General features: G+C 42.7%; 12 protein-coding genes and 1 pseudogene. All 13 read left to right on the forward strand.

Annotated elements, in window-relative coordinates; all coding sequences use genetic code 11:
* Nucleotides 1-112 precede the first annotated feature (112 nt).
* The 13 genes and pseudogenes from lpxB to ispG all read left to right on the forward strand — a co-directional run bounded on the left by lpxB (nt 113) and on the right by ispG (nt 12,912).
* Nucleotides 113-1,288, forward strand: coding sequence for a lipid-A-disaccharide synthase (lpxB, locus tag ACLS0A_RS02875; RefSeq protein ID WP_416082329.1), 1,176 nt, complete (start codon nt 113-115; stop codon nt 1,286-1,288).
* Nucleotides 1,285-1,875, forward strand: coding sequence for a ribonuclease HII (gene rnhB, locus ACLS0A_RS02880; protein ID WP_416082330.1), 591 nt, complete (start codon nt 1,285-1,287; stop codon nt 1,873-1,875). Before lpxB ends, rnhB begins: the two co-directional genes overlap by 4 nt.
* Nucleotides 1,876-2,237: 362 nt before the next feature.
* Complete coding sequence (locus ACLS0A_RS02885) at nt 2,238-4,085, forward strand: SLC13 family permease (protein WP_416082331.1); 1,848 nt, start codon at nt 2,238-2,240, stop codon at nt 4,083-4,085.
* Between the two features lie 9 nt (nt 4,086-4,094).
* A pseudogene (locus ACLS0A_RS02890) lies at nt 4,095-4,700 on the forward strand (CDP-alcohol phosphatidyltransferase family protein); the annotation flags it as partial.
* A 118-nt stretch (nt 4,701-4,818) separates the two neighbouring features.
* On the forward strand, nt 4,819-5,448 hold the full coding sequence (locus ACLS0A_RS02895) for a lysophospholipid acyltransferase family protein (protein WP_416082332.1): 630 nt from the start codon (nt 4,819-4,821) through the stop codon (nt 5,446-5,448).
* Between the two features lies 1 nt (nt 5,449).
* Nucleotides 5,450-6,379, forward strand: a complete 930-nt coding sequence (locus tag ACLS0A_RS02900) for a phosphatidate cytidylyltransferase (protein WP_416082333.1) — start codon at nt 5,450-5,452, stop codon at nt 6,377-6,379.
* Between the two features lie 18 nt (nt 6,380-6,397).
* Nucleotides 6,398-6,982, forward strand: a complete 585-nt coding sequence (gene mog / locus ACLS0A_RS02905; protein ID WP_410687620.1) for a molybdopterin adenylyltransferase — start codon at nt 6,398-6,400, stop codon at nt 6,980-6,982.
* Between the two features lie 19 nt (nt 6,983-7,001).
* Entirely contained in the window at nt 7,002-7,340 is a 339-nt protein-coding gene (gene glnB / locus ACLS0A_RS02910) for a nitrogen regulatory protein P-II (protein ID WP_126371742.1), read from the forward strand.
* On the forward strand, nt 7,340-8,392 hold the full coding sequence (locus ACLS0A_RS02915; RefSeq protein WP_416082334.1) for an AI-2E family transporter: 1,053 nt from the start codon (nt 7,340-7,342) through the stop codon (nt 8,390-8,392). The genes glnB and ACLS0A_RS02915 overlap by 1 nt, the downstream gene beginning before the upstream one ends.
* Before the next feature lie 371 nt (nt 8,393-8,763).
* Complete coding sequence (locus ACLS0A_RS02920) at nt 8,764-9,933, forward strand: bifunctional tRNA (adenosine(37)-C2)-methyltransferase TrmG/ribosomal RNA large subunit methyltransferase RlmN (RefSeq protein WP_115249936.1); 1,170 nt, start codon at nt 8,764-8,766, stop codon at nt 9,931-9,933.
* 29 nt (nt 9,934-9,962) lie between these two features.
* A complete protein-coding gene (gene pilW / locus ACLS0A_RS02925; RefSeq protein WP_416082335.1) occupies nt 9,963-10,514 on the forward strand; it encodes a type IV pilus biogenesis/stability protein PilW in 552 nt (183 codons plus the stop codon).
* Between the two features lie 227 nt (nt 10,515-10,741).
* A complete protein-coding gene (locus ACLS0A_RS02930) occupies nt 10,742-11,791 on the forward strand; it encodes a RodZ domain-containing protein (RefSeq protein WP_416082336.1) in 1,050 nt (349 codons plus the stop codon).
* Between the two features lie 14 nt (nt 11,792-11,805).
* Nucleotides 11,806-12,912, forward strand: a complete 1,107-nt coding sequence (gene ispG, locus ACLS0A_RS02935) for a flavodoxin-dependent (E)-4-hydroxy-3-methylbut-2-enyl-diphosphate synthase (protein ID WP_103854016.1) — start codon at nt 11,806-11,808, stop codon at nt 12,910-12,912.
* The last annotated feature ends 3 nt before the right edge of the window (nt 12,913-12,915 follow it).

Raw genomic sequence — 12,915 nt, forward strand, 5'->3', positions numbered from 1 at the left:
ACAATTTTTCACCGCACTTTATTTATTGCACAAAGCTAGCAATGATAAAGTGCGGTTCTTTTTATGAAAGAAAACGGTTTATGAGAGAAAACGGTTTATGAGAAAAAACGAAATGGAACAAACAAAACAATTTCCTACCATTGGCATTGTCGCAGGTGAAGTTTCTGGGGATATTCTCGGTGCAGGGCTAATGCGTAGCCTAAAAATCCGTTATCCTAACGCACGTTTTATCGGCATTGCTGGCAAGCAAATGTTGGCAGAAGGTTGCGAAACCTTGGTGGATATGGAAGAAATTGCCGTAATGGGGCTAGCCGAAGTGGTGAAACATTTGCCACGTTTGCTGAAAATTCGCCGTCAAGTGATTGACAAAATGCTACAAGAAAAACCTGATGTGTTTATCGGCATCGATGCACCTGATTTCAATCTTGACATTGAACTCAAACTCAAGGAACAAGGCATCAAAACCATTCATTACGTCAGCCCTTCCGTCTGGGCGTGGCGACAAAATCGCATTCACAAAATTGCACGCGCCACCAACCTTGTTCTCGCATTTTTACCTTTTGAAAAAGCCTTTTACGATCGTTTCAACGTGCCTTGCCGTTTTATCGGACACACAATGGCAGACGCCATTCCATTAAAACCTGATCGCCTTGCCGCTTGTCAAATGCTTAATATTGATCCACGACAACGCTATTTAGCGATGCTGGTTGGCAGCCGTGGCTCAGAAGTGGAATTCCTTGCCGAACCTTTCTTGCAAACTGCATTATTGCTGAAGGAACAGTATCCAGATGTGCAATTTCTCGTGCCTTTGGTGAATGAAAAACGCCGCCAACAGTTTGAACAAATCAAAGCGAAGATTGCCCCTGAGCTGGAAATGATCTTGCTAGATGGACAAGCACGCCCCGCAATGATCGCCGCCCAAGCCACCTTGCTGGCGTCAGGCACAGCGGCATTAGAATGTATGCTATGCAAATCGCCAATGGTCGTGGGCTACAAAATGAAGCCGTTCACTTATTTCCTAGCTAAACGCTTGGTGAAAACCCCTTATATTTCATTACCGAATTTACTGGCGAATGAAATGCTCGTGCCAGAAATGATCCAACAAGATTGCACGGCAGAAAAATTGGTAGAAAAGCTCACCCCTTATTTTTCCACAGAAGAAAGTGCGGTGCAAAATCGCCATCATTTAGTGCAACACTTTATTGATCTGCATAAAATGATCCAATGCGATGCAGATAAACAAGCCGCCGAAGCGGTGATTGAATTATTGCAAGGGGAAAAGCAATGAGCGAATTTGTCTATCCTGATTATGAATTGATCGCGGGCGTTGATGAAGTGGGACGCGGGCCTTTAGTGGGCGCAGTGGTAACGGCCGCAGTGATTTTAGATCCTAATAATCCCATTGAAGGCTTAACTGACAGTAAAAAGCTCTCGCACAAAAAACGCCTTGCTTTAGCGGAAGAAATTAAACAAAAAGCCAAAGCTTGGGCATTAGGGCGAGCTGAACCCGAAGAAATTGACGAACTCAATATTTTGCACGCCACAATGTTAGCGATGCAACGCGCAGTCAATCAGCTTAAAATCACACCGCACTTTGTGCTAGTGGACGGCAACCGCATTCCCCTATTGCCAATGCCCGCTCAAGCGGTGGTGAAAGGGGACAGCCTAGTGGCAGAAATCAGCGCCGCCTCCATTCTTGCCAAAGTCGCCCGTGATTTAGAAATGGAAGAGTTGGATAAACGCCACCCCCAATACGCCTTTGCCCAGCACAAAGGCTACCCAACAAAATTACATTTAGAAAAACTGGCAGAACACGGCGTTTTACCCCAACACCGCCGAAGTTTCGCCCCAGTAAGAAAACTTATTACAGAATAAAGTGCGGTCATTTTCCCAAAAAATTTAAAAAAATCCCACCGCACTTTAAATATAATTTAATACAAAATAGATTATGAACCACCGGACAATCCCCCTTGTAAATTGCCCGAATGGAAATAAAATTTTTAGAAAAGTAACGCCTGAACGCAGCGTAGCGAGTATGGGCTTACTTTTCGTTAAAAAAATTTTATTGTAATGAGGAAAAGCAATTTAGTAGGGGTTCCCTTTTCTTTGCTTCCTTTCTTTTGGAAACTCAAAAGAAAGGAAGTCGCCAACGGCGAAACCCGTTATAATTACAAAGAAAACCGTAATTAACCAAATAATAAACAAAACGACCAAAACCTTAACCCACGGAGACCCTAATGCCCACAATCACCAATATGCCCCTTGTTAGCGTTGTGATTTTTCTCGCAATCGCCGTACTCTTATTTATCCACAACAAAATCCGAATGGACGTGATCGCCCTGTTGGTCATGCTCGCTTTTTGTGTGAGTGGCATTTTGAGCGTGCAGGAAGTTTTTGCTGGATTTAGTGATCCGAATATTATTTTGATTGCCTTGCTGTTTATTGTCGGGGAAGCCTTGGTGCGCACTGGCGTAGCCTATCAAGTGAGTGAATGGCTGATGAAAGCGGCTAAAAATAGCGAAACTCGAGTACTTGTTTTAGTGATGTTAGCGGTAACGGGATTGGGATCTTTTATGAGTTCCGTAGGGATTGTGGCGATTTTTATCCCTGTGGTATTGGTGATTTGTCGGCAGATGAATATTTCACCAAAACGCCTGATGATGCCATTGAGTATGGCTGGGTTAATCAGCGGTATGATGACTTTAATCGCCACCGCCCCAAATTTGGTGATTAACGCAGAATTAATCCATCTCACCAAACAGCGTTTTGATTTCTTTTCTTTCACGCCGATTGGTATTGTGATTTTGTTGCTGGGCATTGTCTATATGTTGGTGGCTCGCCGTTGGTTAGGGCAAGCGGAAAATGAACAAAGCGAAGGCGTGAATCGTCATTCCATTCAAGATCTGATTGAAGATTATCAATTACAAGCACGCACCAAACGCTTTGTGGTGCGCGCAGGATCAGATTTTATCGGGCAACCGCTAGAAGCCTTGCATCTGCGTTCTAATTATGCTTTGAACGTGCTGGCAATTGAGCGTTGGAAGCGTTTTCGCCCAAGATTTCTGGCTGAGTCTTTAGGGAAAATTGAAATTCGTGAAAAAGATATTTTGCTGATTGATTGTGCTGATCCTGAGTTAGATATTAATGCATTTTGCCAACAACATCAGCTTGAGCCAACGGAATTGCGTCCTTACCACTTTGAACAACAAGCCAAGTTTATGGGAATGGTGGAAATCACGCCAATTCCTGAAGGGGATTATCTCGGCAAAACCGTGGCAGAAATTGGCTTTCGTTCACGTTTTGGTTTAAATGTAGTGGGCATTAAGCGTAATAATGAGATTTTGACGGGGAGTTTGATTGAACAGCCATTAAAGATCGGCGATTTGCTGCTGGTGGTGGGATCGTGGAAATTGATCCAAGCAATGCGTAATAAAACAAAAGCCTTTTTCGTACTCGATTATCCTGCGGAAATTGAACGCGCCGCGCCCGCGCAAAGCCAAGCGCCTTATGCCATTTTGTCCATTGTAACGATGGTGGCATTAATGGTAACAGGCGTTGTGCCGAACGTGGTTGCCGCACTCATCGCCTGTTTAATGTTAGCCAAATTCCGCTGTGTAGATGCCAAAAGTGCTTATGCCTCTATCCACTGGTCGAGCTTGATTTTAATTGTGGGAATGATGCCATTTTCCACCGCACTACAAAAAACAGGCGGGATTAATTTGATCGTAGAATTTATGATTAACACCGTAGGGGGAATGGGTAAACATTGGATTTTAATCAGCTTGTTTACACTGACTGCGGTGATTGGTCTGTTTATTTCTAACACCGCCACTGCGATTTTAATGGCGCCGATAGCCATCACAATGGCGCAGCATTTACAGCTTTCCCCATTGCCTTTCGCAATGACGGTGGCGATCGCTTCCTCTGCCGCCTTTATGACCCCGATTTCTTCGCCCGTAAACACAATGGTGCTGGGGGCAGGGAATTATAAATTTGGCGATTTCGTCAAAATTGGCGTGCCTTTTACTTTACTGGTTATGTTGGCAACGGTGTTTCTTGTTCCAGTATTATTTCCGTTTAAATAAGGAGAAATAATGAGTATTTACGATTTAAAACCGAAGTTTCAAAATTTACTGCGTCCAACGGTGGTGAAGTTAGAACGCAAAGGCGTTACAGCGAACCAAGTTACACTTGCAGCCTGTGGGATTTCAGTCATTTTAGGCTTATTTTTGACCGCACTTTCTGCTGTGCATTGGCTGTTTATTTTAATTCCTATTTGGCTTTTTGTGCGAATGGCGCTCAATGCCATTGACGGAATGTTAGCACGAGAATTTCAGCAAAAATCGCGCTTGGGTGGTTATCTTAATGAAATTACCGATGTGGTTTCTGATGCGGCGTTGTATCTGCCTTTCGCGTTTATCGCCCCTTTTGATCCCCTTGTTATCGGGCTGATTATTTGGCTTGCCGCCTTAACGGAATTTTGTGGCGTGTTAGGGCAAGTGCAAGGGCAAACACGCCGTTATGACGGGCCTTTGGGAAAAAGTGATCGTGCCTTTTTATTTGGCTTATTAGGATTGATTTATACCTTTATGCCGATTTTACCAACGTGGTTTTATGCGCTTGCTTGGCTTGTCGTCGCGCTGTTAATTTTAACTTGCGTGAAACGCGTGAAGTCAGGGCTGGCGGAAGGCAAGGCTTTAGATCAGAATGTTGAAAATAAACCTGATGAAGAACAAGCAGAAGACCGTGCAGACAATGAAAGTGCGGTGCAATTTTCCGCAGAAAATGCTACGCAACAAAAATCAGAGGAGAATGAAAATGCTCGCTAAACTGGTTGATTTTCTTTTATGTCGTTTTACCTCTTTTATTAGCGGTGTTCGTCCTGCGAAAAATATCGCTCTGCTTTCGGCAGATAAGCCAAGACTTTATTACGCCAATCACAATAGCCACGGAGATTTTATTTTATTCTGGGTGTCTTTGCCTTATGAAGTGCGCAAGAAAACCCGTCCTGTGGCTGGCGCAGATTATTGGACGAAAGGCAAAATTCGCCGTTTCCTAGCGGAAAAGGTGTTTAATATGCTGTTGATCGAGCGTGGCGGCAATGATCCTAAAGCGGTAACAGAACAAATTAGCCAAGCGCTGCAAGAAAATTCGTTGATCATTTTCCCCGAAGGCACAAGAAAAACCAATGATGATCTTGCCCTTCAGCCTTTTAAAAGTGGTTTATATTATTTAGCCAAAGCCAATCCTAATGTGGATCTCGTGCCAGTTTGGATCAGCAACACCCATAATTTATTGCCGAAAGGCTTTATTCTGCCAATTCCCTTGCTGTGTGACCTGTATTTAGGCGAGCCGATTCATTGGCAGCCGCAAGAAGATAAAACGCAATTTCTAGCGCGAGCAGAGCAGGCCTTGCTTAATCTTAGCCCGAAACATCAAGGAGCATAAAATGGAAATGTGGAATTTATTTTGGGGATTAATTTGCACCTTGCTATTGGCATCGGGCATTGGTTATGCGCTGAAATGGAAAGTGGGTTTTTCCACGCCCCATTCGGTGATAGACAACCTAAACGCACGCATTAATGCGTGGTGGGTGATGATTTTAATTATTTTTGCCGCCGCCTATCTTGGTTTTTATGGCGTATTGGGGTTATTTTTTATCGTTTCTTTTATGGCGTTACGGGAATTTTTATCGCTGATTGAAATTCGCCGTGGCGATCATCTCGCTTTAGTAGCCTGCTTTTATTTCATTTTGCCTTTGCAATATTATTTTGTTGCGGTGGATTGGTTTAGTATGTTCAGCATTTTCATTCCTGTTTATGCGTTCCTATTTTTACCGATTTTATCCGCATTGCTGGGCGACACGGCACATTTTTTAGATCGTTCAAGCAAAGTGCAATGGGCGGTGATGATTTCCGTGTTCTGTATTTCGCATATTCCTGCCATTCTCACCCTAAATATTGCAGGATTTGAAGGTAACAGCTTATTATTAATGATCTTTTTGATCCTTATTGTGCAAGCGAGCGATGTGTTGCAATATGTATGGGGAAAATTATTCGGTAAACATAAGATTGCGTCAACCTTATCCCCGTCCAAAACCGTAGAAGGTTTTGTCGGTGGTGTGCTGAGTGCTTCGGCGTTAGGCGGATTGCTTTCTTGGCTAACGCCATTTAGCGCTGTGCAAGCTACCTTAATTAGCTTGGTTATTTGTTTAATGGGCTTTTTAGGTGGGCTGGTGATGTCAGCAATGAAACGCAGTATGGGCGTGAAAGATTGGGGCAATATGATAAGTGGACACGGTGGTATGTTGGATCGTATGGATAGCCTATGCTTTGCCGCACCGATTTTCTTCCATATTGTGAGATATTATTGGATTTAATAAAAAACAGAGGAAAAAATGACCGCACTTTTAAAAATTGGTTTAGTTTCGGTGTCCGATCGCGCCTCGCAAGGCGTGTATCAAGATCAAGGTATCCCTGAATTACAAAAATGGCTCGAGCAAGCCTTAATTGATCCTTTTGAAGTGGAAACTCGCTTAATCCCTGATGAACAGCCCATTATTGAGCAAACCCTATGCGAATTAGTGGACGTGCACCATTGCCATTTGGTGCTAACCACAGGCGGAACAGGCCCTGCCAAACGTGATGTTACGCCAGATGCCACCCTTGCTGTGGCAGATCGAGAAATGCCGGGCTTTGGTGAACAAATGCGTCAAGTGAGTTTGCATTTTGTGCCAACGGCGATTTTATCGCGTCAAGTGGGCGTGATTCGTAAAAATAGCTTAATTTTAAATTTACCGGGGCAGCCGAAAGCCATTAAAGAAACCTTAGAGGGTGTGAAAGATGAGCAAGGCAATGTGCTGGTGAAAGGCATTTTTTCTGCCGTGCCTTATTGTTTACAGCTGATTGACGGTATTTATATTGATACCAAACCTGAAGTTATCGCCAGCTTTAGACCAAAATCTGCCAGACGAGAAAGTTAATTCCAGTGAGAAAATCAAAATGAAAAAAATTGAAGCAATTATTAAACCGTTTAAACTTGATGATGTGCGTGAAACCTTGTCTGATATTGGGATCACAGGAATGACCGTAACCGAAGTGCGCGGTTTTGGACGCCAAAAAGGGCATACAGAGCTGTATCGTGGCGCAGAATATATGGTGGATTTTCTACCAAAAGTCAAAATGGAAATTGTGATCCCTGATGAGCTGGTGGAGCAGTGCATTCAAGCCATTATGGAAACCGCACAAACAGGCAAAATTGGCGATGGCAAAATTTTTGTCTATGATGTCGAACGTGTGATCCGTATCCGCACAGGCGAAGAAAACGAGGAAGCGGTGTAATGGATAAGCGTTTGCCGATCAGCCAATTATTAATGGCATTGTCTGCCTTGGTAGTCATTCTGGCTGGGGTGAAATTGGCAGGGGAAATTGTTGTCCTATTTTTACTTTCCTTATTTATCGCCATTACTTGCTCACCTGTGGTGAAGTTTATGACACAGCGTAAAGTTCCCCATTGGCTCGCACTCACCTTGCTCTTTTTGATGATCCTGACGGTGTTTTTCTTCCTCGCCAGCCTCATTAATAGCACCGCACGGGAATTTACCCAGTCGATCCCGCAATATCGCCTATTGCTTTCGCAACGCTTAAACGAGCTTGCGACAATCACGCAAGGTTTACATTTACCCGTGAGAGATTTACAGCAACAAATTATGGATCATTTTGATCCCGCAATGATAATGAACTTTGCCAGCAGATTTTTACTGAGTTTCTCAGACGTAGTAACCGACGTATTTGTGCTATTTTTAGTGGTACTGTTTATGTTGTTAGAAGCCCCCACGGCTAAACATAAATTTGCAGTGGCATTTAGCAAACCTAACCAAGTGGCACAATACGAAGGTTATATTGATCGCATTTTGCAAGGCGTAATGGATTATCTTGATGTGAAAACCTTTACCAGCTTTTTAACGGGCTTAAGCGTATTTATTTTGCTGAAAATTTTTGGCGTGCAATATGCCATTTTGTGGGCAACGCTCAGTTTTTTACTCAATTATGTTCCGAATATCGGCTCAATTATCGCTGCCATTCCCATTATCGTGCAAGCCTTATTGCTTAATGGCTTTTTCACTGGCATAGGCGTTACTATTGGCGTTATTAGCCTAAATATGATCATCGGCAACGTGCTAGAACCTAAAATGATGGGCAAAACCCTCGGGCTTTCCACCCTTGTGGTCTTTCTTTCCCTTTTATTCTGGGGCTGGTTGCTTGGCTCGGTGGGAATGTTCCTCTCCGTCCCCCTCACAATGGTGCTAAAAATCGCCCTCGAAGCTAGCCCAGATACGGTGAAATATGCGGCGTTGCTGGGTGAAACCCAACAAGCTAAAGAGCAAGATTAATGTAAAACGAAAAATAAATAGGCGAATATTGCGTTCGCCTTTTATTGTGCTGTTTTATGCCCGTTAATTATCAGTAAAAAATTCCCCAAAATCCCACCGCACTTTGTTTTTTGAGATTTTATTGTGTTCTCTAAAATTTTTGCGATCGCTATCGCAAAGAAAGTGCGGTGGTTTTTTCTTTTATTTTTCTTTTGGCTAAAATAGCGTTCAGGTTAGGCTGAAATTGCTAGATTAATCAAATAGAACTCTGTACAATCGCAACTCATTTTTTAAGCGGTAGAAATTTTCTTAATTTATAGCGGGTAAACTTAGCCTGAAAAAGCAAAAAAGTTTCGCTATATCAATGCCGTAATGTGTAATAACGAGGCTTTATGTTAGAACAAAATACAACTCAACAAGAAGGCTGCCAGCCTTCAGCAGAACCTAAGAAAAAAATCAATTTAATGAATTTAACACGTCAGCAAATGCGTGAATTTTTTCAAGAATTAGGGGAAAAACCGTTTCGTGCGGATCAATTAGTCAAATGGATTTACCATTTTGGTGAAGACAATTTTGACAATATGACGAATATTAACAAGAAGTTACGCGAAAAATTAAAAGCCGTAGCGGAAATTAAAGCGCCAGAAGTGGCGGTGGAGCAGCGTTCTGCGGACGGCACAATTAAATGGGCAATGCAAGTGGGCGATCAGCAGGTTGAAACTGTGTATATTCCTGAAGCTGATCGTGCAACGCTTTGTGTGTCTTCCCAAGTGGGCTGTGCGTTGGCTTGTACTTTTTGTTCCACCGCGCAACAAGGGTTTAACCGAAATTTAACCGTATCAGAAATTATCGGGCAAGTGTGGCGTGCCTCAAAAATCATTGGTAATTTTGGTGTAACGGGTGTGCGTCCTATCACGAATGTGGTGATGATGGGAATGGGCGAGCCTTTGCTTAACGTGGCAAATGTAGTGCCAGCTATGGAAATTATGCTTGATGATTTTGCTTATGGTTTATCAAAACGCCGTGTTACCCTTTCCACTTCAGGGGTTGTGCCGGCCTTGGATAAATTGAGCGAAATGATTGATGTGGCATTGGCGATTTCTTTACACGCACCGAATGATGAATTGCGTGATGAAATTGTGCCGCTCAATAAAAAATATAACATCAAAACCTTGATTGATTCTGTTAATCGTTATTTATCAGTATCTAACGCTAATCACGGTAAAGTAACCATTGAATATGTGATGTTGGATCACGTTAATGACAGCGTAGAACACGCGCATCAGTTAGCGGAAGTATTGAAAAATACGCCTTGTAAGATCAATTTGATCCCTTGGAATCCATTCCCTGAAGCGCCTTATGCGAAAAGCTCTAATACACGTATTGATCGCTTCCAGAAAACGTTGATGGAATATGGCTTTACGGTGATTGTGCGTAAAACTCGTGGTGATGATATTGATGCCGCCTGCGGACAGTTAGCTGGTGATGTGATTGACCGCACCAAACGTACCGCACAGAAAAAGCGTTTTGGCAGCCCAATTAATGCAGTGCAAGTGCAATAAATAGAAATTATTAACAAAGGAGAGAGAAAATGAAAATGCGTCAATGTTATCTAGTTATGCTTTTTTCTCTCTTGCTTTGTGCTTGCGTTTCACCACAAATAAGCAAAGAAGATTTTGACAAGCAACAAGCCGCGAAAGCCAGAGTGGAGCTGGGCATTGGCTATTTAGAACAGCGAGAGCTGAGTTTAGCTAAACAAAATTTGGATAAAGCCTTGGCTTATGCGCCCGATTATTATTTAGTGCATTCGGCGTTGGCTTATTTTTATCAATTACAAGGCGATAATGAGCGTGCAGAAAATGCCTATTTAACCGCGTTAAAATTAGATGATAAACAAGGCAACGTATTCAATAATTACGCCGTGTTTTTATGCAAACAAGGTCGTTTTAAACAGGCCTATCAGCAATTTCAACAAGCCTTAAATTCCCCCAACTATTATCAACAAACGGATACCTACGAAAATCTTGCCCTTTGCGCCTTAGCAGAAAAAAATACCGCACTTTATCAGCAGTATCGGAAATTATTAGAAAAAGCAGCACCAATCCGCGCCAAATTGCTTCCTTCAAGTGTGGTGCAACAATAAATTTTTCTTAGTTTTTGGGAAAATTAAAGCCATTTTTCATTGCCGATTTACATCACCTGATTTTCTTTCTTAATTCGTAAGAAATTCATTGATTAATGGTTGCAAAACAGGAATGACAACTTTAAACTTTACCTTTTGAATTTTAACGCTGAGTGCCTTGATTTTCGCATTTTGTTAATGTGTCGCGCTGAGTGAAATCCTACAATTAAATTTTAAGAGAATTCCTTATGGCAACCTCAAATGAGAACCAAGAAACCATTCAACAAAGTTTAGGCGAACATTTTCGCCAAGCGCGAGAAGCATTAAATTTATCGTTAGAGGATGTTTCTAAACAACTCAATTTACGTCCTTCAATTTTAGAACGTTTGGAAAAGAATGAGTTTACTCATAGTTCTATTTCAGCAACTTACATCAAAGGTTATATCCGCAATTACGCAAAATATTTGCGTTTACCTGAAAGCCTTTGGTCGTCCGTGGTAAATTCCCTTGAGGAAACAACAAAAAATGATTTAACTCGTGGTGTGCGCGCGACTCAAGCTGTGAATGAATATTCTTCACATAACCGTTGGATTGGTTGGGTATCAGCGGTTGTGGTTATCGCTTTATTAGCTGTAACGGCACTTTGGTGGTGGGAAAACTATCAAAAATCGAATGCAGAACGTGATGATTTAGTGCAAAACTATGTGGAAACACAGCACACGCAAAATAATTCAACTTCACAAGAAAACCTGATTGTGCCTACACCTAAGCCGATCGAAGTAGAAAAAACAGCGCAAAATTCTACCGCACTTTCCCAACCTGTTGCGGTAGAGCAAATTGCACAAGTGGAAGAAAATAGCACAAGTGCAAAAGCGAGCGTAGAAAATGCGCAGCTGGTGGCAGCAGTTCAATCTGCGAGTGCAGAAAATACGGATCGCCAAGCGGTGCAATCTGAAACTTCAGCACAGCTATTACAATCAGAAATGAATAAAATTAATGCGGGTGAAAATCTCAGTACAATGGAAAGTGCGGTGGAAAATTCTGAAATTTCTACGCCAGCAATTCATAGTGTACTGCGTATTGAAATTACTGGTGCGAGCTGCTGGGTTCGTGTACGCGATGCCAATCGCAAAGTGTTAGCGGAAAAACTTTACAAACAAGGTGAAGTGCTGAATTTCAATCAAGACACCGCTTATGATTTAACCATCGGCGCACCAAGCAACGTAAAAATTACTTATAAAGGCGAGGCTTATCCGCTTAAAGTGGATGGTCGTGTCGCTAAATTCAAATTGCAATAAGCAAAGAGATTACAATGTCGTCATTTAAACCGAATATTAAACGTCGTGAATCGACAAAAATTTATGTAGGCAACGTGCCAGTGGGCGGCGATGCACCGATTGCGGTGCAATCTATGACTAACACGCGTACCACAGACGTAGAAGCCACAGTCGCACAAATTAAAGCGCTTGAGCGTGTTGGTGCAGACATCGTGCGCGTTTCTGTGCCAACAATGGACGCCGCAGAAGCCTTCAAATTAATCAAGCAACAAGTGAATGTGCCATTGGTGGCAGATATTCATTTTGATTATCGAATTGCCTTGAAAGTGGCGGAATATGGCGTGGATTGTTTGCGTATTAACCCCGGTAATATCGGGCGTGAAGATCGTATTCGTGCCGTGGTGGATTGCGCCAAAGATAAGAATATTCCGATTCGTATTGGTGTCAATGCAGGATCGTTGGAGCGTGATATTCAAGAGAAATTTGGTGAACCTACGCCCGAAGCCTTACTAGAAAGCGCTTTACGTCACGTTGAGATCCTTGATCGTCTTAACTTCGATCAATTTAAAGTGAGCGTGAAAGCGTCTGATGTTTTCCTTGCGGTAGAAAGTTACCGTTTATTGGCAAAAGCGATCAAACAACCGTTGCATTTAGGGATCACTGAAGCAGGTGGCGCAAGAGCAGGTGCGGTGAAATCCGCTGTTGGCTTAGGAATGTTATTGGCGGAAGGCATTGGCGATACCTTGCGTGTTTCGTTAGCCGCTGATCCCGTAGAAGAAATTAAAGTGGGATTTGATATTTTGAAATCCTTGCGCATTCGTTCGCGCGGGATCAATTTTATTGCTTGCCCGACTTGTTCTCGTCAAGAATTTGACGTGATCGGCACGGTGAATGCCCTTGAACAGCGCCTTGAAGACATCATCACACCAATGGATGTATCAATCATTGGCTGCGTGGTAAATGGGCCAGGCGAGGCGCTAGTGTCAGATCTCGGCGTTACTGGTGGCAACAAGAAAAGTGGTTATTATGTTGATGGCGAACGTCAAAAAGAGCGTTTTGATAACGAAGATTTAATCAATCAATTAGAAGCGAAGATCCGTGCGAAAGTCGCACAGCAAGATCCAAAAAATCGAATTATTTAAGGA

This window comes from Avibacterium volantium, assembly GCF_049366555.1.
Lineage (GTDB): Bacteria > Pseudomonadota > Gammaproteobacteria > Enterobacterales > Pasteurellaceae > Avibacterium > Avibacterium volantium_A.